Genomic DNA, 19,232 nt, shown 5'->3' with positions numbered 1-19,232 from the left:
TGTCCTGTGCAATCCCAGTGCAATTCAGGACGGGCCTGCTGCACGGCCAGTCACCCCGGTGCGCTCAGAAGGAATGGCCTTCGCGGTTGCGCCGCAGGTCGGCCTCCACCATCATCGTGCACAGCTCTTCCAGCGTCGTTCGGGGCTCCCAGCCCAGCGTTCTCCGGGCGTGGGACGCATCGCCGATGAGCAGGTCCACTTCCGCAGGCCGATAGAACTTCGGGTCGATCTTCACGAGGACCCTGCCGGTCTCGCGGTCGATGGCGACTTCCTCCTGCCCCATCCCTTCGAACCGGAGCGCGTAGCCCGCGGCCCGGAACGCCATGTCGACGAACTCCCGCACGGTTTCCGCGCGGTGGGTGGCAAGCACGTAGTTGTCCGGCTTGTCGGCCTGCAGCATGCGCCACATGCCGTCGACGTATTCCTTCGCATAGCCCCAGTCGCGCTGGGCGTCCAGGTTGCCCAGCGTGAGCACGTCGAGCTTGCCGAGCCTGATCTTCGCCGCCGCGTCGGTGACCTTGCGCGTCACGAATTCGCGGCCGCGCAGCGGGCTCTCGTGATTGAAGAGGATGCCGCAGCAACCGAAGATGCCGTAGCTCTCCCGGTAGTTCATGGTCATCCAGTGGGCGAAGAGCTTGGAGACGCCATACGGGCTGCGCGGGTAGAAGGGCGTGTCTTCCTTCTGCGGAATGGCCTGGACTTTGCCGAACATCTCCGACGTCGAGGCCTGGTAGTACTTGATCTTGCGGTTCGTCAGGCGAATCGCTTCGAGCAGGTGAAGAGCGCCCAGGCCGTTGGTGTGCGTGGTGGCTTCGGGCTGGTTGAAGCTCGCGCCCACGAAGCTCTGCGCCGCCAGGTTGTAGACCTCGTCGGGCTCCGCATCCCGGATCAGCGTGAGCGAACTGCCCAGGTCGGTCAGGTCGTACTCCACGAGGTGCAGCTCCGGGTGGTCCTGGATGCCGAGCGACTCGATGCGCCAGAAGTTCACCGAACTGGTACGGCGGAAGGTCCCGTAGACGGTATAGCCCTTGCCCAGCAGCAGCTCGGCCAGGTACGCCCCGTCCTGTCCGGTAATGCCAGTGACGACAGCACGTTTTTTCATGGCTTCGTGGGGTGAAATGAAAGGACGGCTCAGGCCGGTGCATCGACGCCGCGTTCGACCGCAGGCGGCACCGCCGATTGCAAGGCGAGCGCCTCGCGCTTCTCGGCCGCGGGGCAGCGGCCGTAGGTGTCGTCGAAGCGCACGATGTCGTCCTCGCCGAGGTAGCTGCCGGTCTGCACCTCGATCACCTCGAGCAGGGTCTTGCCGGGGTTCTCCAGCCGGTGGATGGTGCCCGAGGGCAGGTAGATCGACTCGTTCTCCCGCACCAGCAGCACTTCGCCGCCGCGCGTGGCCTTGGCCGTGCCCTTGACGACGATCCAGTGCTCGGCGCGGTGGTGGTGCATCTGCAGCGACAGCTTGCCGCCGGGCTTGACGGTGAGGTGCTTCACCTGGAATCGCTCGCCCGTGTCGATGCTGTCGTAGGCGCCCCAGGGCCGCACCACACGGCGGTGCTCGGTGGCTTCGACCGTGCCTTCGCGTGCCAGCATGCGCACCACCTCGGCCACCTGTTCGGCGCAGTCCGCGCCCGCGACCAGCACGGCGTCGGGTGTGTCCACGATGATCAGGTCTTCGGTACCGAGCGCCACCACCGGCCGATGCGGCGCGTGGACAAAGGTGTTGCGCGAATTCAGCACGCTTCCTGCGCCGCTCACGCGGTTGCCCGCTTCGTCGGCCGGGTGCAGCTGCGCCACCGCGTTCCAGCTCCCCACATCGCTCCAGGTGCCCTCGAAGCGCACCACGGCGACGTCGGCGTGCTTTTCGAGCACGGCGTAGTCGATGCTCTCGCTGCGGCAGCCTTCGAAGGCCTCGGGGTCCAGGCGCACGAAGCTGCCGTCGACCGACACCGCGGCGGTCGCGCGTTCGCAGGTGGCGAGGATGTCGGGCGCATGCGTGCGCAGGGCCGCGACCAGCGTGCGGGCCTGGACCAGGAAGATGCCCGCGTTCCAGCAGTAGTTGCCCTGCAGGATCAGCGCTTGCGCCACCGCCGCCGTCGGCTTCTCGACGAAGCGCGCCACGGCGTGGCTGGCGCCATGGCCCGTGGCCCCGGCCGCCTCGATGTACCCGTAGGCCGTGCTCGGAAAACTGGGCGCCACGCCGAAGGTGACGATCTTGCCTGCCAGGGCCGCTTCCACGCCGCTGCGCATCGTGGCCTCGAACAGCGCCACGTCGGGAATGTGGTGGTCGGCGGGCGCAAACAGCAGCAGGTCGTCGGGGTTGGCCAGCAGGGCCGCCGCGGCCATGGCGGCGGCCGTGTTGCGGGGCACGGGTTCGAGGATCTGGCGGCCCTGCGTGTGCGCGTTCTCGATCGCTTCTCGCACCAGGAAGCGATGCTCTTCCGACGCGACGCAGGTGATCGTCCTGTTCAGCGTCGCGAGCCGCTCGAGCGTGAGGTGCAGCAGGCTCTTGTTGCCCACCAGCGGTGCGAACTGCTTGGGAAAGGCCTTGCGCGACAGCGGCCACAGCCGCGTGCCGCTGCCGCCGCACAGGACCACGGGATGAATGGTGGGGGTGTTCATGGGGGCCAGCCTTTTTGTGCAGTGGGGGGTGACTCGGATCGCGTCGAAGGCGTGCCGCTCAGATCAGGCCCGTGTGAACGGCGAAGTTCACCGCCTGGGCGCGCGAATGCACATGCAGCTTCTTGTAGATGCTCTTGATGTGCACGTTGACCGTCTGGCCGGTGATGCCGAGCCTGGCGCCGATCTCCGCCGAGACGCAGCCCGACGCCACGTGGCGCAGGACCTGGCTCTCGCGCGGCGTCAGCGTGGCCCCGTGCGGCGCCGATGCATCGGCAGCGGGCTGCGGCTGCTCGCGGGGCTGGTGGTTCAGGCGGTGCAGCAGGCGCCGCGCGAGCCGCGGCGTGATGACGGCGCCGCCGTTCACCACGTGCAGCACCGCATCGGCAAAGCTTTGCAGCCAGGCGTTCTTCAGCAGATAGCCCGTGGCGCCCAGCTCGAAGGCGCGCAGCACGTGGGCGTCGTCCTCGAGCGCGGAGATCACGATGATCTCGCCGTTGCCATGGTGGCGGCGCGCCTCGGTGATCAGCTCGAAGCCCATGCCGTCGCTCAGGCGCAGGTCGACCATCAGCACATCGAACGCGCGCGTGGCCAGCAGCTTGCGCCCCTCGCGGATGCTGTCGGCCTGGCCTTCGAGCTGGATGCGCAGGTCCGACAGCAGCTCCTGGGCGATCACCCGGCGCATGTACTCGTCGTCGTCGATGAGCAGCACGCGCACCGGCGATTTTTCCTGGCCCGTCAGGAAGTCCGGCCACAGCCTGGCGGCGGGTGCGCACACGGGGATGGAGGTGCCCGGGTGGCGCAGCGGCATCGCGGCGGAGACGGGTTCGTCAGAAGTCATGAGCGTGTGGTCAGCCATGTTCTTGCCCCAGTGGGAGTGAGTGAGGGAGGGCGGCCGGTGCGGTGCCATCGGCGGTGTGCAGCGGGAAGTCAGGCACCGGCGCGTCGAAGCCGCGCGGGTTCGCCAACTGCCAGCGCCAGCTGTCGGCGCACATCTGGTCCAGGCTTCGCAGCGCGCGCCAGCCGAGCCGGTCCTGGGCGTGCTGCACATCCGCCCAGTAGGCCGGGGCATCGCCGGGGCGGCGCGGCCCGATGTGCACCGCGATGCGGTGCCCGCAGGCGCGTTCGAACGCCGCAATCACGTCGAGCACCGAGGCGCCGCGCCCCGTGCCCAGGTTCACCGTGAGCAGGCCCCGATGGATGTTCGCGTACCGCAGGGCCGCCACATGGCCTTCGGCCACATCCATCACGTGCACGTAGTCGCGCACGCCCGTGCCGTCGTGCGTCTCGTAGTCGTTGCCGTGCACGACGACGTGCCCGCGCTCGCCCACCGCGACCTGCGAAACGTACGGCACCAGGTTGTCGGGTGGCCCCTGGGGGTGCTCGCCCAGCAGGCCGCTCTCGTGCGCGCCGATGGGGTTGAAGAAGCGCAGGCACGCAATGCCCCAGCGCGGATCGGAGCGCGAGAGGTCCGCGAGCATGCGCTCCACCATCACCTTGGAACGCCCGTAGGGGTTGACGGCTGCGTACGACGCGCTTTCCCGGATCGGCGAGCGCGGGATGTCGCCGTAGACCGTGGCCGAGGACGAGAAGACCAGCGTGCGCACGCCGGCGCGTTCCATGGCCCGCGCCAGTGCCAGGCTGCCCGCCACGTTGACGTCGTAGTAGCCGAGCGGGTCGCTCACCGAGCGGCTGACCGCCTTCAGCCCCGCGAGATGCAGCACCGCGTCGACCCCGTGCTCGGCGAACACGCGGTCGAGCACTGCCGCGTCGCGCACGTCGCCGCGCACGAGCTGCGGTTGCACGCCGCAGATGCGCCCCACGCGCTCCAGCGAACGCGGGTCGCTGTTGACCAGCGTGTCCAGCACCACCGGCAGGAAACCGGCCGAGATCAACGCCACGCAGGCGTGGCTTCCGACGAAGCCTGCGCCGCCCGTCACCAGAATCTTGGAAGGGGTCATGGCTGGGACTCGTGAAGTGGAGGGGCGGGCGTGGTCGTGCCTCGGTCCGCAACGCAGCGAAGCAGCGCCTGCTCGAAGCGCGACAGGATGGCGTCCTGGTCGAGTTCTGCCTGCGCGAACGCGCGGCCCGCCGCACCGAGCGTTTCGCGCAGGGCGGGCGAATGCGCGAGCTGCGCGATCGCGTCGGCCAGCACCGCTGCATCGCCCGGCGGAACCACCAGGCCGCGGCCTGCGACCACGTTGCCGAGTTCGGTGCCAGGGTGCGCCGTGGCGATCACGGCCTTGCCGCTGGCGAGCATGCCGCCCAGCTTCGAGGGCATCACGAGGTCGGCGGCATCGGCGCGCTGCGGCAGCACGTGGATGTCGGCCATGCCCAGCAATTCGTTGAGCCGCTCGGCAGGCTGCAGGTCGAGAAAGTGCACGCGGTCCAGGCCGGCGCAGGCCGACATCAGCGGGCCGCGGCTCGGGCCGTTGCCGCAGATGACGAAGTGGATGTTGCGCTGGTCGGCGAGCAGGCCGGCCGCTTCGGCCAGCAGCTCGATGCCCTGCTTGCTGCCCAGGCTGCCCGCATAGAGCACGACCACGGCTTCGGGGGCAATGCCCAGTTCCGCCCTGTAGCCGCCGTCCGTACCAGGGGCAGGATGGATCGCCGAGACATCCACCCAGTTCGGAAAGAGCACCAGCCGGCCTTCGTCGATGCCCTTGCTTCGGGCCTTGTCCATCATGGCCGCGGAGAGGGTCGACACGCGGTCGAACCTCGTGAGCAGCCATCGCTCCAGCGACAGCGCGACGCGCCGCACGCCCGCGCCGCGCAGGTGGCCCAAGCTGAACGCCGCATCGACTTCATGGTCCTGGATGTGCAGCCACGACTGGATGCCGAGCACCTTCGAAAAGAACAGCACCGCAGGCGCGCAGAAAACCGGCGGCTCCACGACGAACACGAGGTCGGGCTTCCAGCGCGCCTGCGCCAGCAGCAGCGGCAGGCTCGACAGCATGAACGAGACCAGGTGCGCCACGCGCGCCAGCGCACGGGGCTGCGCGGGCACCCAGGTGGGCGCGCGCCAGACCGTGAGGCCGTTGTGCTCGCTCTTGCGATAGGCCCAGGCCGAATGCCCCTCGAACACCGCCCAGTGCGGGAAGAAGGGCGGCGCCGCGATCACGCGCACGTCGTGGCCCCTGGCTTGGAGCCAGTCGGCCATCTCGCCGGAGTACTTGCCGATGCCGGCCAGCTCGGGCGCGAAGTTCATCGAGTACAGCAGGATCTTCATGGCGACCTCTCCATGGCCGGGCGCAGCAGGCGCACGATCGGAAAGAAGCCGAACAGCGCGCGCATGCGCAGCTCGTACAGCAGGAAATCGGACACGAAGGCGATGAAGAAGACGTAGTGCGGCTTGTCCGGAAAGAGCGAGATCACGACGCCGTACGAGACCATGCGCAGCGCGAACTCCAGCAGCGTCCACCACCCGAGCGAGCCCATCGTGGCGTTGAGCGAGAGCATGATTTCGTGATGGACCGTGTAGGTTCTCAGCAGGAAGTACGGCGCGATGCACACGAAGATGTCGCGCGCCTCGGGGCCCAGTTTCAGCAGCGGCGCGGCCACGGCCAGCAGCCCCGCCAGCCCCACGAAGAGCACGCACCCGAGCAGGAACGAATGCCGCGCCAGCCGCAGCTTTTCGGTCGTGAGGTTGGCCGCGTTGGCGTCCAGCATCGCCGGCGTCTTCGTGACCAGAAAGGCCTGCACGAACTGCGAGGGCGCCTCCGCCAGAAGAAAGGCCAGCTTGAACGCGCCCACGTAGCCCAGCGGCATGAAGAGCGCCACGAGCAGCAGGTCCGACTTGCGCAGCAGGAAGGTCAGCAGCGCATACACCGTGGCGCTGGCCTGCGACGCAAGCGCCAGCACGGGCGGCCCGGCCGGCGGCGCCGCGCCGTTCGCCGGCAGGACGATGGCCGCGCCCACGAGCAGCAAGGCCAGCAGGTTGATGGCGAGCAGGTGCGCCACGCCGATCTCCAGGCCGAGCGCAGCGAGCGCCGCCACGCCCAGCACCAGAACGGTCGCGCGCACGCCCGACTCCAGGTTGAGCAGGCCCGCATGGCCCAGGCCCCGGCTGAACGACAGGCGCAGGCTGTTGAAGGCGAAGACCGCGAGCGACGACACGATCAGCACGAAGGGCATGCCGGCCACCGGCAGGCGCTGCGCGCCCACGACGCCGGCCGCGAGCAATGCGGCGAGCGGCAGCCCGATCGCCAGCGTGCGCACCAGGTCGCCGCGGGTCACACGCGGCGGCACGCTCGCGGCATTGCGCGAGAACAGCAGCGAACTGCCCAGCGTGCCCACCACCAGCGCCACTTCCAGCACCGACTGGTAGATCGAGTACTCGCCGAAGCGCGCGGGTGCCACCTGCGCCGCGATGAGAAAGATCGCCAGGAACCCCGACAGGTACACATACAGCCGCGACGCGAGTGCGCCCAGGCCCAGACGCTGCGCCAGGCGGAGGCCGGGCAGGGCGAACGATGTACCTGCCGCGGGCTTCATGGCGTGCTCCCGTCCGCAGGCCGCTTGGCCGCCGGCGCCTGCGCGAAGCCCAGGCTGTCGGCCACGCGGCGCGCGCGCGAGGCGACCCGGTGCGCGTTGTTCTTGGCCCTGCGCGCCATCTGCAATGCCCAGGTCAGCACCGCGACCGTGTACACCCGGCGTTGCAGCGCGGGCCGCATCGCCATCTTGGCGGCGCCCTGGAAATGCAGCGCGAGCACGCGCACCGTGTCGCCCGCCGGTGTCTGCAGGCAGGGCAGGCTGTCGACGAAGGCCAGGCGCTTGGCGCCGCCGCGCATGCGGAACTCGCGCACGAGGTGGTTGGTGCCGCCGTTGATGTTGTGGTCGATCACCCGGCCGTCGAGCACCCGGTTGATCGACACGGTGTTGCCCGTGGCCTGCGCCCACAGGTACAGCAGCGTCATGTCGGACACGCCGCCGCGCACGCTGCGGGCCGCGAAGCGCTCGGCAATGTCGCGCAACTGGTGCAGGCCCGCGGGCGTGCTGTACATCCGGGCGATGAAGGCGACGAAGTCCTGCAGGCCGGCTGCGGTCCAGTAGCTCACGTGCGGTGAGATCTGGCAGGGGTTCCAGTTGTCCGTGGGCAGGATGCGCGAGCCGGAGAAGTCGGCCGTGCCCACCAGGCGCGCAATGTGTGCGCCGACGCCGCCAAACAGCAGCACGTCGCTGTCGATCAGCACGAAGGCGCGGCAGTCGGGGTGCGTCGCCAGATGGTTCGCCAGCAGAAAGTAGCGCCGGAAGCAGATCTTCTCGAACGCCGGCGTGTTGCTCGACAGGTGCACGTAGGCCTGGCAGAAGCGTTCGTACGCCGGCCCGGCGTCGGTGTCCGACAGAACGACCAGGGGCTCCGCCGCCATGGCCGCGGATTCACAGCACAGGCGCAGGGCCTGGTTCTGGCGGTCTTCCACAACGAGGAAGGGGAGGGTGGGGGTCATGGTCGGGCAAGCGGTGTAGGCAATACGGGTCAGGGCCGCGGCGCGGTCGCGCTGCGTACCAGCGCGACGTGTGCGGGAAGAAAGTGGAAGTCGGCGTCCAGCGGCATGTCGAGCGTGAGCATTCCGCCCTTGGCGTTCGCATCGCCGATCCAGCTGCGCAGCTGCGTCGCCGAGAAGCGCGGCGCGCTCGGCTGGGCCCAGGAGGCGCCCAGCGGCGTGAGCACATGCAGCCTGAGTTCGGAGGGCGGCGAGGCCAGGCGCGCAGTGGGCTGCAGGTACTCGCCCGCCATGAGGTTCTGGCACGGCGCGCTCTTGAGGCTGAAGCGTGCCGGCCCCTCGCCGGCATTGAAGGCCAGCCACCGGGTGGGGGCGCCGCTGCGCGCGGCCGCGCAGAGCGTGTTCCAGTCGCGCGGCGTCATGCCCGTCGTGTTGTAGACACCGTCGAACCACCAGCCCGTGGCCAGCGCGTCGTAGTGCTGCGACCAGCGCTCGATCACGGCCGACCATGCGGTGATGAAGCGCGGCGGCGGCGGCAGCTGTTCGGAGACGTCGCCCAGGCATTCCATCAGGTAGGGGTCGCCTTGCGGTGCGCGGAACGGCAGGTAGAGGATCAGTGCGATGCCGTGGCGCCGCAGCGCGCGGCCGATCTCCAGCGGCAGGTCGCGCGGCGAGCGGTGCGCGGCGCTGCGCGGGCACAGCGCTTCGAGCGCGGCGTTCGGCGCGATGAACTGGCCGTTGTTCTGTCCGAGCGTGAGGATGAGATGGTTGGCGCGCATCTCGGCGAGCGCGTCGGCGAAGGCGTCGACGTCGAAGCGCCCGATGCCGGCGATGGACTGCTTGTCGGGCAGGTAGTGCACCATCACGCCAAAGCCCTGCACGCCCGGCGCATCCGGCGGGGTGGGCCGCGTCGCGACCGCCAGCCCGGCCCACGCGACCAGCCCGAGCGCCAGCACCGCGAATGCGCGAAGAAGGGACAGGGGCCGTGCGCGGTTCGTCATGGCGTGGCCTGCGCCAGCGAAGCGCCGTCGCGCTTCAACGTGAAGTAGCTCGCGGCCACCGCGCCCGGCGTGCAGGCCCGCGAGAGCGACCACGCGGGGCGTGCGCGCTCGTGGGTGGCCAGGTAGCGCTCGATGCCGCCGAGGCCGCCGAACTCGTTGCCGATGAAGAACGCGTAGCCCGCGAAGAGCTCCCGGTGCACCGGAAGGTCCGAGAGCAGCAGCGGCACGCCCAGCGTCGCCGCCTCGGCGGCCGACAGGTTGAAGCCCTCGAAGGTGGAGAGCGAGATGAAGGCCGTCGCGCCCCGGTACAGCCGCAGGAGTTCTTCCCGCGACACCAGCCCCCGGTGCCGCACGCTGCCGCGAAACGCGGGCGCCATCGCCGAGATCATGCGTTCGACCTCGGCGGCGCCGTTGCCCGTGATGTCGAGGTAGTCGACCAGGCCCTGGCGCTTCATGCGCACGAAGAGCTTCAGGATGCCCTCGAAGTTCTTGTGCGGGTAGTAGTGGTAGGCCGCGATCAGGTAGCGCCCGCCGGGCGCGATCAGGCTTCCAGCGCTGTACGCGCTGGTGCCCGCATCCACGGGATTGAAGATCACCGCGGCGTGTTCGCAGCGCGTGAAGTGCCGCTCGAAATCTTCCTGGCTGCTGCGGCTGATGAAGACCACGTCGGCGGCGCTGCGCGCGACACGGTGCAGGTTCCAGTCGAGCCAGAGGCGCTTCTGTGGCGTGAAGTACTGCGGGTACGACTTGTACTGCACGTCGTGCACCACCACGATCGAATCCCGATGGCGGCCGAAGGGCGCCAGCAGCGAGAAAGGCAGGAAGTAGTTCGGGAACAGCGAGTACACCCGCTCCCCGCGCAGCCACCCGAGCGCCAGGTGAAGGTTGTAGAGCAGCGTGTCGAGGATGAAGCGGCTGATCTTCAGCCGCCGCGCGACCGCGTAGAGGTGCGGATGGCGCTCGCTGATCGGCTGCACGCGGTGGTCCGGTGAGCCGCGCATGCTCTGCAGCAGCACCTCGGACACGTTCAGCACCCCGCCCGCCGACGCGTTGAGCCGGATGGTGTCGTAGAAGAGGTAGGTGGCCATGGTCGTTCTCATGCCGTCGGCAGGCTGGCGCGCGCCGGGCTGGGTGCCGGCCTGCGGAACCACGACGCGAGGCTGCCGGCGACGACGGCCGCGACCAGTCCCGAGACGGCGAACGGTCCCCAGCCCAGGATCGGTCCGCGCAGGAACGGCACGTAGGCGGCCAGCAGCACCAGTGCGCTCAGGTAGCCGGTCGTCAGCGTGCGCTGCGGGTCGAAGGCCTTGTCGACGAGGCGAAAGCCCGCCGAAACCGCGAAGCCCAGCAGCGCGGGGCCCGCCAGCCCGAAGTCGAAGTACGCGGTGGTGAAGGGCGGCAGCGACAGGTTGCTCTGCGAGAAGTTGCCCAGCACGGCCGGCCAGCCGAGCGGGTCGAACTCCGGGAACATCTTCAGCTCGCGCGGCAGGACGAAGGAAAAGGCCGAGAGCAGGTAGCGCCCGTAGCCGAGCTCGGGCGAGGGCGCGCGCTCCAGGATGCCCGCGATGACGAACATCGCATCGAAGTCCTGGCTGAAGGGGTACGAGGCCAGTTCGGCGCCCCACATGGCGTCCCGCGAGATCAGGTTCAGCACCGGGCCCAGGCCCGCGATGGCGCCGAAGATCACTGCGGCGAGCGTCCACCGGTGGCCGCGGCCCAGGGCATGGATGAGCAGCGGAAGCAGCCCGATCAGGATGACCTGGCGCGCCGTGTTGACCGGGTTCGCGGCGATGGCGGCCAGCGCAAGGGCCAGGCCCGCGCTGCACCAGGCCCACAGCGTGCGCCGGCGCATGGCGTGGATCGTGAGCGCCACGCAGCACAACAGCACCATGAGCTTGGGCAGCGTCGAATAGACGATGTACTGGACCGGCGCGCTCTCTTCTTCGGTAATCACGCCGCGCGCCGTGAAGTTCATGTCGGGATGGAGGAAGAGCATGGCGAACGCCACCTCCAGGCAGCCCAGCAGCAGGAAGGGGTGGGCGACGCCGGCGCCGTGCGCGCGCTGCGCCGGCCAGGGCGCGGCCGGCGGCGTGGGCATGCCCAGCCGTGCGGCTTCCACGCCGGCCATGTACAGCAGCACGAGCATCAGCGCCTGCGTGTGCGCGGCCTGCCCGAGGATGCCGACCTCCCAGAAGTCGACGTCGGTCGCGATCTGCATCGCCGGGGCCAGCGAGAAGTAGATGAGAACCGCCGTGTAGTGGATCAACAGGAACACGCTGTCGCCGGGGGCGCCGAGCATCGACAGCTGCACCACCGCCAGCACGCACACCACCCCGTAGCCCCAGACGGGATCGATGAGCCCGCACAGCAGGGCGCAGACGATGCCGGACCAGAAGACGAGAGTTCTCATGGCAACGCTCGGTTCTTCATTCAGGCGTGCGCGGCCTCTGCGGCGGTGCGGGGGGCGGCCTGGTAGTCCGCGTAGGTGCGGCGCAGCCCTTCGGCCAGCGGCACCGTGGCGCGCCAGCCGAAGCTGGCCGCGCGCGACACGTCCAGCAGCTTGCGCGGTGCGCCGTCGGGCTGTGCCAGGTCGTAGTGGATGCTGCCCTCGTAGCCCACGACCTCGCGGATGTGTTCCACCAGTTCGGCGATCGAGACGTCCTCGCCCGTTCCGAGGTTGATGTGGCCGCGCATCGGATCGGTGTGCTGGTCGTAGGCGGCGCGCGACAGGTTCATCACGTCCAGGCAGCCTTCGACCATGTCGTCCACGTACAGGAACTCGCGCCGCGCCCGGCCGCTGCCCCAGATCAGCACGCTCGGCGTGCGGCTGATCTTGGCCAGGTGAAAGCGCTGGATCAGCGCGGGCACCACGTGGCTGTTCTCCAGGTGGTAGTTGTCGCCGGGGCCGTAGAGGTTGCTCGGCATCACGCTGCGGAAGTCGACGCCGTGCGTGGCGCCGTACTGCCGGTTGTAGCTCTCGCAGAGTTTGATGCCCGCGATCTTGGCGATGGCGTAGGGCTCGTTGGTGGGCTCGAGCTTGCCGGTGAGCAGGGCGTCTTCGCGGATCGGCTGCTCGGCCAGCCGCGGGTAGATGCAGCTGGAGCCGAGGAACAGCAGCCGCTTGACGTGGGCCAGGAAGGCCTGGTGCGTGAGGTTCGCCGCGATCAGCAGGTTCTCGTAGAGGAACTGCGCGGGGTAGGTCATGTTGGCGTGGATGCCGCCGACCCGGGCCGCCGCCACGTAGACCTGGTCGACAGGCTCGGTCGCGAAGAAGCGCGCAACGGCCGCCTGGTCGAGCAGGTCGAGCTCGGCATGGCTGCGCGTCACGACCTCGTGGCCCCCCTCGCGCAGGCGCCTGGTGAGCGTCTGGCCGACCATTCCGCGATGACCTGCAACATAGATTCGCATGGCGTTCTTTCTGTGAAGGGATCGTTGATGCCGGGTCTCAGCGCGAACCGCGCGCCCCGAGCACGACGCGGAAGGTCTTCAGCACGATCACGACGTCCCGCAGCAGGGAGAGCGTGGCGACGTACTCGGCGTCCATGGCCGCGCGGCGGCGGTAGCTCACTTCGTTGCGTCCGCTGATCTGCCACAGGCCCGTGATGCCCGGGCGCACCGCGCAGTAGTACGCCCAGTACGGGCCGTACAGTTCCTTCTGCGCAAACATGCACGGGCGCGGGCCGACCATGCTCATGTCGCCCTTGAGCACGTTCCAGAACTGCGGGAACTCGTCGATGCTGTAGCGGCGCAGGAAGGCGCCGAAGCGGGTGATCCGCGGGTCGTGTTCGAGCTTCTGGAACTTCTCCCACTCGCGCCGCGCCGCATCGTTCTCGCGCAGGTGCCGGGCCAGCAAGGCATCGGCGTTGGGCGCCATGGTGCGGAACTTGTAGAAGCGGAAGATCCGGCCATCCCTGCCGTAGCGCGGCTGCACGTAGAGGGCCGGGGCGCCCGAGGTCAGCAGCACGCCGAGGGCGATCAGTGCGTAGGCCCAGCCCAGGAACAGGAAGAAGGCGCCGGCCAGGCCGATGTCCATGGCGCGCTTGGCGGCCTGCAGCAGGCGTGAGCCGCCCAGCGGAACGACACCGGCGGCGGCACGGTGCGGCGTGCGTGAAAAGTGCGCGCTCATGATCTCGCGCGCTCCGGTTCGGCGCGGGGCGTGTGCCCCAGGGCCGGCGGGTAGACGTTCGCATGCAGGCGGTAGGGGCCGTAGTCGTAGCCATAGCCTGCGCTGTGGCGTGGCCGTGCGTCCTGCGCGTTGAGCACCACGCCGTGGAACGCCGCACCCACGTGCGCCAGCCGCTTCGCACTCTCCACCATGTCGCCCAGTTCGCTGTTGCCGGCGCGGGCCACGAGCATCAGCGTGCCCATGTCCGGCGCCATCGCCACGGTCTCGGTCGCCAGCAGGATAGGCGGTGCATCGACGACCACGGCGTCATAGAGCGCAGACAGCGTCTCCAGCAACCGCGTGAACGCGCTGGCACCCAGCACCGTGGCCGGGTCGAGCGGCAGCTTGCCGGTGGTGATCACGTCCAGGTGGGGCAGCACCTGGACATGAACCGCCTGCCCGAGCGTGGCGGTGCCGGCGATCAGCTCCGACAAGCCGGTGCCGGCCTTCAGTCCGAACTGGCTCGCCAGCTTGCCGCGGCGCATGTCGGCGTCGATCAGCAGCACGCGCTTGCCGGAGGCGGCCAGCACAGCCGAGAAATTGGCCGACAGGAAGGTCTTGCCCGCACCCGGCGTGGCGCTGGTCAGCAGGATGCGGTTGTTCGGCGCCCCGGCCATCAGGAAGGCCAACGTGGTGCGCAGCCGGCGCACGCCTTCGAGCGCCGGGTCTTCCGGATGCGAGGCCGCCAGCAGCTTGATCCCGGGCCTGCCGTGGCGGATGGCACGATCGAGCACGCCTTGCCGCGCGCTGAGCGCGATCGTGCTGTAGACGTTCAGGCCGGTGCGCATCTCGATCTCGTCGGGGGTGGCGACCGTGTTCTTGAGCACCTTGCGAAGGACCGCGATGAGCGCACCGAGGAACAGCCCCACGACCAGCGCCAGTGCCACCACGAGCACGGCCTTGGGCCGCACCGGCTTCTCCGGCGACAGCGCCTGGTCGAGCACGCGCACGTTGCCGATGCGGCCTTCGCGTGCCAGGCGCATCTGCAGCGAGCTGTTCAGGAGCGACGCGTAGAGCTCCGTGTTGACCTTGATGTCGCGCTGCATGCGCAGCGAGTTCTGCTGCAGCATCGGCATGCGGCGGATGCGCCCGTCCACGCCGCCCAGCTCCTTGCGCAGCGAGGCGATCTGCGCGTCGAGCGTGATCAGCATCGGGTGCTCGCTGGTGAAGCGGCTCGCCAGGTCCAGGCGCTTCTGGCGCGCGTCGAGCAGCTTGGCCTGCAGGTCGACGTTCTGCGACAGCGCATTGCGCGCCTCGTCGTCCAGGCTGATGGTGCCGTTCTGGTTGCGGTACTGGTTGTAGGCTTCTTCCGACTGTTCCAGCTGCTGCTTGAACTTGGGCAGCTCGGTGCCCAGGAAGTTCAGCGTGCGCTCGGCCTGCGCGGTCTTCTGGTCGATGTTCTGCCGCATGTACAGGCGCGCCACCTCGTTGAGCAGGTTCGCCAGGTGCTCGCGATCGTCGGTCTGCCAGCTCACATCGATCACGCTGGACAGCTTGCCCTTCTCGATCACGCGCAGCTCGCGCTGCAGCCCGAGCAGGGTGAGCTGCGTGGAGCGCCGGGTCAGCTCGAAGGCGCCGCCGGGCAGGGCGTCGAACGAGGCCACCAGCAGGTGGACGGTTCCGCCCGGCACGGAGCTGTCCAGCGGCTCGCCGACCCGGCCGTGCAGCGGCGTGTCGAGGTCGGGGTGCGTCAGCGTGTAGTGGCCGTCCGCGGCGGCGGTCAGCAGGAACTTCTTGCCCTCGAAGGCCGGCGGCACGTCCATCTGCGGAACCGCGATCCGCTCGGTGCCCGACACGTAGCCGCGCAGGCCGAACACGCCCGGCGTGGACAGCGTCTTCGAATGCCGCGCCATGAAGGCGCCCACGATCGGGATGTAGTGCGGCTGCGCCGTGATGAACAGCTTGGTGTTCTCGATCGCCTGGCCGAGCACCATGCGCGACTTCAGGATCTCGGCCTCGCCCGAGGTCGGCGTCTTCACGTTCACGCCGTTGACCGCGGCATCGCCCGCGCCGCCGGGCGAACGTTCGGCGTCCTCGAGCTGGATCAGCACGTTCGTTTCGTACACCCGCGGCCCGAAGAGCGCGTAGCCCGTGCCCAGCACCAACGCCACCGCGGTGACCGAGGCGATCAGCCGCCGGTTGTCCAGCAGGAGGTCGACGTATTCCTTGAACCGTGAGTGCGGGGGCTCGGGTTCGGGGCTGTACGGTGCGGGAAGCGGGGGGTACCAACGCGCATTCATGGGCTTCACCTTTTCTTCGTGTTCGGGCCGGGGCGCCGCGCGGCCTATCTGCGGGCGGTGTCGCGCGCGAGGTTGATCACCTGGGCGGCGGGAAGGATCAGGTTGGCGACCCGGTTCCACGAGACCAGCGGCACGCGGTCGACGTAGACCACGTCGCGCGGGCGCAACTCGAAGCGGTCGGCCAGTGCAAGGGCGGTCGGGTTCTTCGCGTTCAGGCTGAAGACCTGCGGCGTGTCGGGCGACTGCGGCGAGTTGCGGATCACGTAGATCTGCCCGGGGTCGGCCGTGAGCAGGTCGGGCCCGCCCGCATCGCCGAGGGCCTCGTTCAGGCTCATGCGGCCGTTGCGCATCAGGAGCGCCGAGGGCCGCAGGATTTCGCCCATCACGTAGATCCGGCTGTCGTCCCGGGTGCCGACGTACACGATGTCGCCGTTGCGCAGCGGAATGCTGTTGGCGTCGGCGCCGAAGCGCTTGAGCTGGTTCAGGTCGATGGCCACCGTGCGCTCGCCGCGCGTGAGCGTCACCTGCGAACGGTCGCCCAAGGCGGTGATGCTGCCCGCCCGGTTGAGCGCTTCGGACAGCGTCATCGGGATGTCCGTGAAGATCTGCAGCCCCGGCGTGCGGACCTCGCCCTCGACATAGGCGCGCTGGCTGCGGAACGACTGGATGCGCACGCTGACCAGCGGCGACTTGATGATGTTGCCGATGCGCTTGGCGATCAGCTCGGACGCTCCGCTCTCAGTCAACCCCTGCAGCCGGGTGCGGCCGATGTAGGGAAAGCTGATCTCACCCGCGGCATCGACGATGAAGCCCGGCGCCACGGTGACGCCGGTCGGGTCGCTCTGCTGCGCGATCACCGCGCCCAGGTTGGGCTGCAGCTCGGGATTGTTGTAGACGGTGATGCCCACCACGTCCCCCGGCCCGATGGTGTAGGGCGTGGGCCGGCCGAACAGCGCCTTCACCTCGGGCGGGATGCCCGTGTTCCCGGCGAGCTGCTTGCGGATCAGCTCCGGTGTGATGGCCTCCACCCTGCCGGTGCCGCCGGCCGTGCCGTCGGCCGACTGCAGCGGACCCGGCGTGCCGAAGCCGGGTGCGCAGCCGCACAACCCGAGCGACAGCAGCAGCGCCATCGCCCGCGACCGGAAGCGGCCACCGGGAAGGGCGCAGGCGCCCTCGGTGGCGAGGAGGCGCTCGCCGCGCGGGTTCGCTTGGTCGACGGATTTCATGAGTCTCTCCTTGGCTTCGGTTGTCGTTTCAGGGCGCGGCGAGCGTGGCCGCCATGGCGCGCGGGGGGTCTGCCGCCGGGCGGCTCTGGCGCTCGGGGCTGCGGGTGGCCAGGCAGTGCTCGGCGACCCAGTCGCCGACGGACTGCAGGAAGAGCTGCTGGCCCTTCACCGTGCAGACGGTGTGGTCCACGTCCCGCAGGAACTCGTACTGCAGGCCCTGCATGAACGGTTCGCGGCGCAGGGCGCCGAGCTGGTCGCGGTCGCGGTCGCGCACGTGCAGCGATCCCGAATACAGCAGCTGCACCGCCACCTCGCGTTCGACCAGCCGCTTCATGGTGGCTTCGAACCAGATCGCGTTGACGTTGGGGGGGCGCCGGTCCACGAAGTAGCCCGGCAGCGGCCTGGCCGCCGTGCTGCCCGGCAGATGGCGCAGCACCCAGCGCCGCGCCTTGCCCGGGAACGACGGGTGCATCGGCACGGCGAGCGCGCGGCGCACCGTGAGCTCCCAGCGCGTGCGCCGTTGGGGGAAGGCAAAGCCGTCGAACAGAGAGAGCGCCACCATGCGCGCGTCCACCGCGGCCGCCGACATGGCGTGCTCCACGCCCGAGCACATGGCCACGGCCGCGAACTGGCGGATGCCCAGCATGCGCTGCGCGATGTCCATGGCGGCCTGCAGGCTGTGCACCGCGCGCGTCTGCAGGTCGGGCCCGGTGTCCAGCGCGTCGCTGTCGCCGACGCCGCCCAGGTCGAAGCGCAGGCTGCTCACGCCGCGCGCGGCGAGAACGTGCGCCAGCTTCACGTTGATGCGGCGCGGCCCGACGCGGTGGTTCGCGCCCATGTTGAACATCAGGCAGGCAACGGGCGCCGGCACCTGCCGCGCGGGGACGGTGAGCATGCCCATCAGGGCGTCCCCGGGGCCGAAGCGAAGCGGGGTCTGCATCAGGTCATTCATGGATGGCTCCCTGCAGGCGGCTGAGCGCATCGGCCGGAACCATCGCGCTGTGGGGATAGGGGTCGGACGTCCAGTCCAGCGGGTGGCTCAGGTAGGCCAGGCGCACCGGCATGTGGCGCGACTGCTGCTCGGCCGCCCATTGCGCGGTGGACGTGTCGTCGGGCGGGGCCAGCACCAGCGTGTCGTGCAGGGCGGTGAGCGGCAGCGATTGCGGCGTGAGGGCGCGCAGCTGCGCCTGCAGCGCCGGCGACAGACGCACGCCCAGCGCCTCCTCGGGCAGCGCGTCCGGTTCGCGCGCGAGGCTGCGGCGCCACGACAGGTCGGGGATGCAGAAGGTCGTGTCGATCGCCTCGACGTGCCGCTCGCGCAGCAGGCGCGCGTAGCCCCGTCCGTCGATCACCGGCTCCCAGAGCACCAGCCGCGCCGGGTCGCAGCGTCCGTTGCGCGCGGCCAGCACGGCCAGGGTGGCGCCCAGCCGCGCACCGATCCACACGATGGCGGCATGCGGTGCGTGCCGCCGCAGCTCCTCGTGCGCCGCGCACAGGTCGCGGCGCCAGCCGTCGAGCTCGCCCTCGCTCTCGTCGCCCGGCGAGTCGCCGGAGCCGTAGAAGTCGAAGCGCAGCGTGGCGATGCCGGCGCGCGCGAGGCGTTCGGCCAGCACCTTGAAGAAGCGATGGGTGCGCAGGCCCTCCTGCCCGAAGGGCGGGCACAGGAGCACCGCCGTGTGCTCGCCGAGGTTGTCTTCGTCGGCGGCGTGGAACGCGCCGAAGACCTGGCGCGAGGCCGGTCCGAACATGAGCGGCGTGAACAGGGTCATGCGACACCCCCTGCGCATCGCGCCTCGGCCATTCCCTTGCGCGCGTTCAGGCGCTGCATGCGGCCGCCTTCGGAACCGGCCCCCGAGGCCTGGGCGCGGGCTTCGGTGTGGCGCCATTCGGCGAGCGAGCCCACGCTGTCCGCCCGCGCGGGCGCCGGTCCCAGCACGAGCACGAGGGTGCGGCCGGCCACCGGCAGTTCGACGCATCGGCCGTCCGGTGTCACGCCCACCTCGAAGCTCTGCGGCGACACCAGCAGGCCCACGCCGATGGCCTTCAGGCAGGCTTCCTTGCGGGTCCAGCAGGTCAGGAAGGCGTGGTCGCGTTCATGCGCGGGCAGGGCGGCCAGTGCGTCCTGCTCGCGCGGCGTGAAATGCGCCGCCGCCAAAGCGGTCGCGTCCGGCATCGGGCGCAGCAGCTCGAGGTCGGCGCCCAGCGGGCCGCGACCGCCGATGGCGATCAAGGCCAGGCCCTGGCTGTGGCTCAGCGAGAACTGCGCGCGCGTGGGGCCCGCCAGCGAGGGCTTGCCGAAGGCGCCGGTGGCCAGCGTCAGCGCGGCGGGATGCAGGCCCGTGTACGCGCACAGCGCCTGGCGCAGCGCGAGATGGGCCGCCACGAAGCGCTGCCGGTCGAGGGGAAAGCGCAGGCTCTCGGCACGCGCGCGTTCTTCGTCCGACAGCACCTGGGCGGGCAGGGTGTCGGTGAAGCCGTCCAGTTCGACGTACCGGCAGACCGGTGCGTCGATGGACAGGGCGTGGGCGTCGCCGGTCATG

The 19,232-nt window shown here is 69.8% G+C and carries 17 protein-coding genes; all 17 read right to left on the bottom strand.

Annotated features, from left to right (window positions below):
* Window positions 1-64: 64 nt before the first annotated feature.
* Window positions 65-1,102, bottom strand: a complete 1,038-nt coding sequence (gmd, locus tag CLU95_RS02670) for a GDP-mannose 4,6-dehydratase (protein ID WP_099790174.1) — start codon at window positions 1,100-1,102, stop codon at window positions 65-67.
* 29 nt (window positions 1,103-1,131) lie between these two features.
* Window positions 1,132-2,619: a mannose-1-phosphate guanylyltransferase/mannose-6-phosphate isomerase gene (locus tag CLU95_RS02665; protein WP_099790172.1), complete on the bottom strand. Its 1,488-nt coding sequence runs from the start codon at window positions 2,617-2,619 to the stop codon at window positions 1,132-1,134.
* Window positions 2,620-2,677: 58 nt separating this feature from the next.
* Window positions 2,678-3,457: a LuxR C-terminal-related transcriptional regulator gene (locus CLU95_RS02660; RefSeq protein WP_099797081.1), complete on the bottom strand. Its 780-nt coding sequence runs from the start codon at window positions 3,455-3,457 to the stop codon at window positions 2,678-2,680.
* 10 nt (window positions 3,458-3,467) lie between these two features.
* Complete coding sequence (gene galE, locus CLU95_RS02655) at window positions 3,468-4,577, bottom strand: UDP-glucose 4-epimerase GalE (protein ID WP_099790169.1); 1,110 nt, start codon at window positions 4,575-4,577, stop codon at window positions 3,468-3,470.
* Window positions 4,574-5,845 carry a glycosyltransferase WbuB gene (locus tag CLU95_RS02650; RefSeq protein ID WP_099790167.1) on the bottom strand — a complete coding sequence of 424 codons (1,272 nt, stop codon included), beginning with the start codon at window positions 5,843-5,845 and terminating at the stop codon, window positions 4,574-4,576. Before CLU95_RS02650 ends, galE begins: the two co-directional genes overlap by 4 nt.
* Complete coding sequence (locus CLU95_RS02645; protein WP_099790165.1) at window positions 5,842-7,110, bottom strand: polysaccharide biosynthesis protein; 1,269 nt, start codon at window positions 7,108-7,110, stop codon at window positions 5,842-5,844. The genes CLU95_RS02650 and CLU95_RS02645 overlap by 4 nt, the downstream gene beginning before the upstream one ends.
* Complete coding sequence (locus tag CLU95_RS02640; protein WP_099790163.1) at window positions 7,107-8,063, bottom strand: hypothetical protein; 957 nt, start codon at window positions 8,061-8,063, stop codon at window positions 7,107-7,109. The genes CLU95_RS02645 and CLU95_RS02640 overlap by 4 nt, the downstream gene beginning before the upstream one ends.
* A gap of 29 nt (window positions 8,064-8,092) precedes the next feature.
* Complete coding sequence (locus tag CLU95_RS02635; RefSeq protein ID WP_099790161.1) at window positions 8,093-9,061, bottom strand: hypothetical protein; 969 nt, start codon at window positions 9,059-9,061, stop codon at window positions 8,093-8,095.
* Window positions 9,058-10,149, bottom strand: a complete 1,092-nt coding sequence (locus CLU95_RS02630) for a glycosyltransferase (RefSeq protein ID WP_099797080.1) — start codon at window positions 10,147-10,149, stop codon at window positions 9,058-9,060. Before CLU95_RS02630 ends, CLU95_RS02635 begins: the two co-directional genes overlap by 4 nt.
* 8 nt (window positions 10,150-10,157) lie before the next feature.
* Window positions 10,158-11,471 carry a hypothetical protein gene (locus tag CLU95_RS02625; protein WP_099790159.1) on the bottom strand — a complete coding sequence of 438 codons (1,314 nt, stop codon included), beginning with the start codon at window positions 11,469-11,471 and terminating at the stop codon, window positions 10,158-10,160.
* A 20-nt stretch (window positions 11,472-11,491) separates the two neighbouring features.
* Entirely contained in the window at window positions 11,492-12,469 is a 978-nt protein-coding gene (locus CLU95_RS02620; protein ID WP_099790157.1) for a GDP-L-fucose synthase family protein, read from the bottom strand.
* Window positions 12,470-12,506: 37 nt separating this feature from the next.
* Window positions 12,507-13,187: a sugar transferase gene (locus CLU95_RS02615; RefSeq protein ID WP_099790155.1), complete on the bottom strand. Its 681-nt coding sequence runs from the start codon at window positions 13,185-13,187 to the stop codon at window positions 12,507-12,509.
* Entirely contained in the window at window positions 13,184-15,466 is a 2,283-nt protein-coding gene (locus tag CLU95_RS02610; protein WP_099790152.1) for a polysaccharide biosynthesis tyrosine autokinase, read from the bottom strand. The genes CLU95_RS02615 and CLU95_RS02610 overlap by 4 nt, the downstream gene beginning before the upstream one ends.
* 44 nt (window positions 15,467-15,510) lie before the next feature.
* Window positions 15,511-16,596 carry a polysaccharide biosynthesis/export family protein gene (locus CLU95_RS02605; RefSeq protein ID WP_257214787.1) on the bottom strand — a complete coding sequence of 362 codons (1,086 nt, stop codon included), beginning with the start codon at window positions 16,594-16,596 and terminating at the stop codon, window positions 15,511-15,513.
* Between the two features lie 124 nt (window positions 16,597-16,720).
* Window positions 16,721-17,632 (bottom strand): hypothetical protein, encoded by a 912-nt coding sequence (locus CLU95_RS02600; RefSeq protein ID WP_257214514.1) that lies wholly within the window; start codon window positions 17,630-17,632, stop codon window positions 16,721-16,723.
* Between the two features lie 4 nt (window positions 17,633-17,636).
* Window positions 17,637-18,461, bottom strand: coding sequence for a serine aminopeptidase domain-containing protein (locus CLU95_RS02595; RefSeq protein ID WP_099790148.1), 825 nt, complete (start codon window positions 18,459-18,461; stop codon window positions 17,637-17,639).
* The gene (locus tag CLU95_RS02590; RefSeq protein WP_099790146.1) at window positions 18,458-19,231 is read right to left on the bottom strand and encodes a 4'-phosphopantetheinyl transferase family protein; all 774 of its coding nucleotides are present in this window, start codon (window positions 19,229-19,231) and stop codon (window positions 18,458-18,460) included. Before CLU95_RS02590 ends, CLU95_RS02595 begins: the two co-directional genes overlap by 4 nt.
* Between the last annotated feature and the right edge of the window lies 1 nt (window position 19,232).

Source organism: Variovorax sp. 54 (assembly GCF_002754375.1).
GTDB lineage: Bacteria > Pseudomonadota > Gammaproteobacteria > Burkholderiales > Burkholderiaceae_C > Variovorax.
This window is presented reverse-complemented; position numbering and strand designations above follow the sequence as displayed.

Bases quoted from the DNA above. Each gene is read 5' to 3' on its own strand.
- CLU95_RS02630 (WP_099797080.1), bottom strand. From the start codon at position 10,149: ATGGCCACCTACCTCTTCTACGACACCATCCGGCTCAACGCGTCGGCG.
- gmd (WP_099790174.1), bottom strand. From the start codon at position 1,102: ATGAAAAAACGTGCTGTCGTCACTGGCATTACCGGACAGGACGGGGCG.
- CLU95_RS02600 (WP_257214514.1), bottom strand. From the start codon at position 17,632: ATGCAGACCCCGCTTCGCTTCGGCCCCGGGGACGCCCTGATGGGCATG.
- CLU95_RS02605 (WP_257214787.1), bottom strand. From the start codon at position 16,596: ATGGCGCTGCTGCTGTCGCTCGGGTTGTGCGGCTGCGCACCCGGCTTC.
- CLU95_RS02650 (WP_099790167.1), bottom strand. From the start codon at position 5,845: ATGAAGATCCTGCTGTACTCGATGAACTTCGCGCCCGAGCTGGCCGGC.
- CLU95_RS02640 (WP_099790163.1), bottom strand. From the start codon at position 8,063: ATGACCCCCACCCTCCCCTTCCTCGTTGTGGAAGACCGCCAGAACCAG.
- CLU95_RS02665 (WP_099790172.1), bottom strand. From the start codon at position 2,619: ATGAACACCCCCACCATTCATCCCGTGGTCCTGTGCGGCGGCAGCGGC.
- CLU95_RS02635 (WP_099790161.1), bottom strand. From the start codon at position 9,061: ATGACGAACCGCGCACGGCCCCTGTCCCTTCTTCGCGCATTCGCGGTG.
- CLU95_RS02610 (WP_099790152.1), bottom strand. From the start codon at position 15,466: ATGAATGCGCGTTGGTACCCCCCGCTTCCCGCACCGTACAGCCCCGAA.
- CLU95_RS02590 (WP_099790146.1), bottom strand. From the start codon at position 19,231: ATGACCGGCGACGCCCACGCCCTGTCCATCGACGCACCGGTCTGCCGG.
- CLU95_RS02615 (WP_099790155.1), bottom strand. From the start codon at position 13,187: ATGAGCGCGCACTTTTCACGCACGCCGCACCGTGCCGCCGCCGGTGTC.
- CLU95_RS02645 (WP_099790165.1), bottom strand. From the start codon at position 7,110: ATGAAGCCCGCGGCAGGTACATCGTTCGCCCTGCCCGGCCTCCGCCTG.
- CLU95_RS02620 (WP_099790157.1), bottom strand. From the start codon at position 12,469: ATGCGAATCTATGTTGCAGGTCATCGCGGAATGGTCGGCCAGACGCTC.
- CLU95_RS02595 (WP_099790148.1), bottom strand. From the start codon at position 18,461: ATGACCCTGTTCACGCCGCTCATGTTCGGACCGGCCTCGCGCCAGGTC.
- galE (WP_099790169.1), bottom strand. From the start codon at position 4,577: ATGACCCCTTCCAAGATTCTGGTGACGGGCGGCGCAGGCTTCGTCGGA.
- CLU95_RS02625 (WP_099790159.1), bottom strand. From the start codon at position 11,471: ATGAGAACTCTCGTCTTCTGGTCCGGCATCGTCTGCGCCCTGCTGTGC.
- CLU95_RS02660 (WP_099797081.1), bottom strand. From the start codon at position 3,457: ATGACTTCTGACGAACCCGTCTCCGCCGCGATGCCGCTGCGCCACCCG.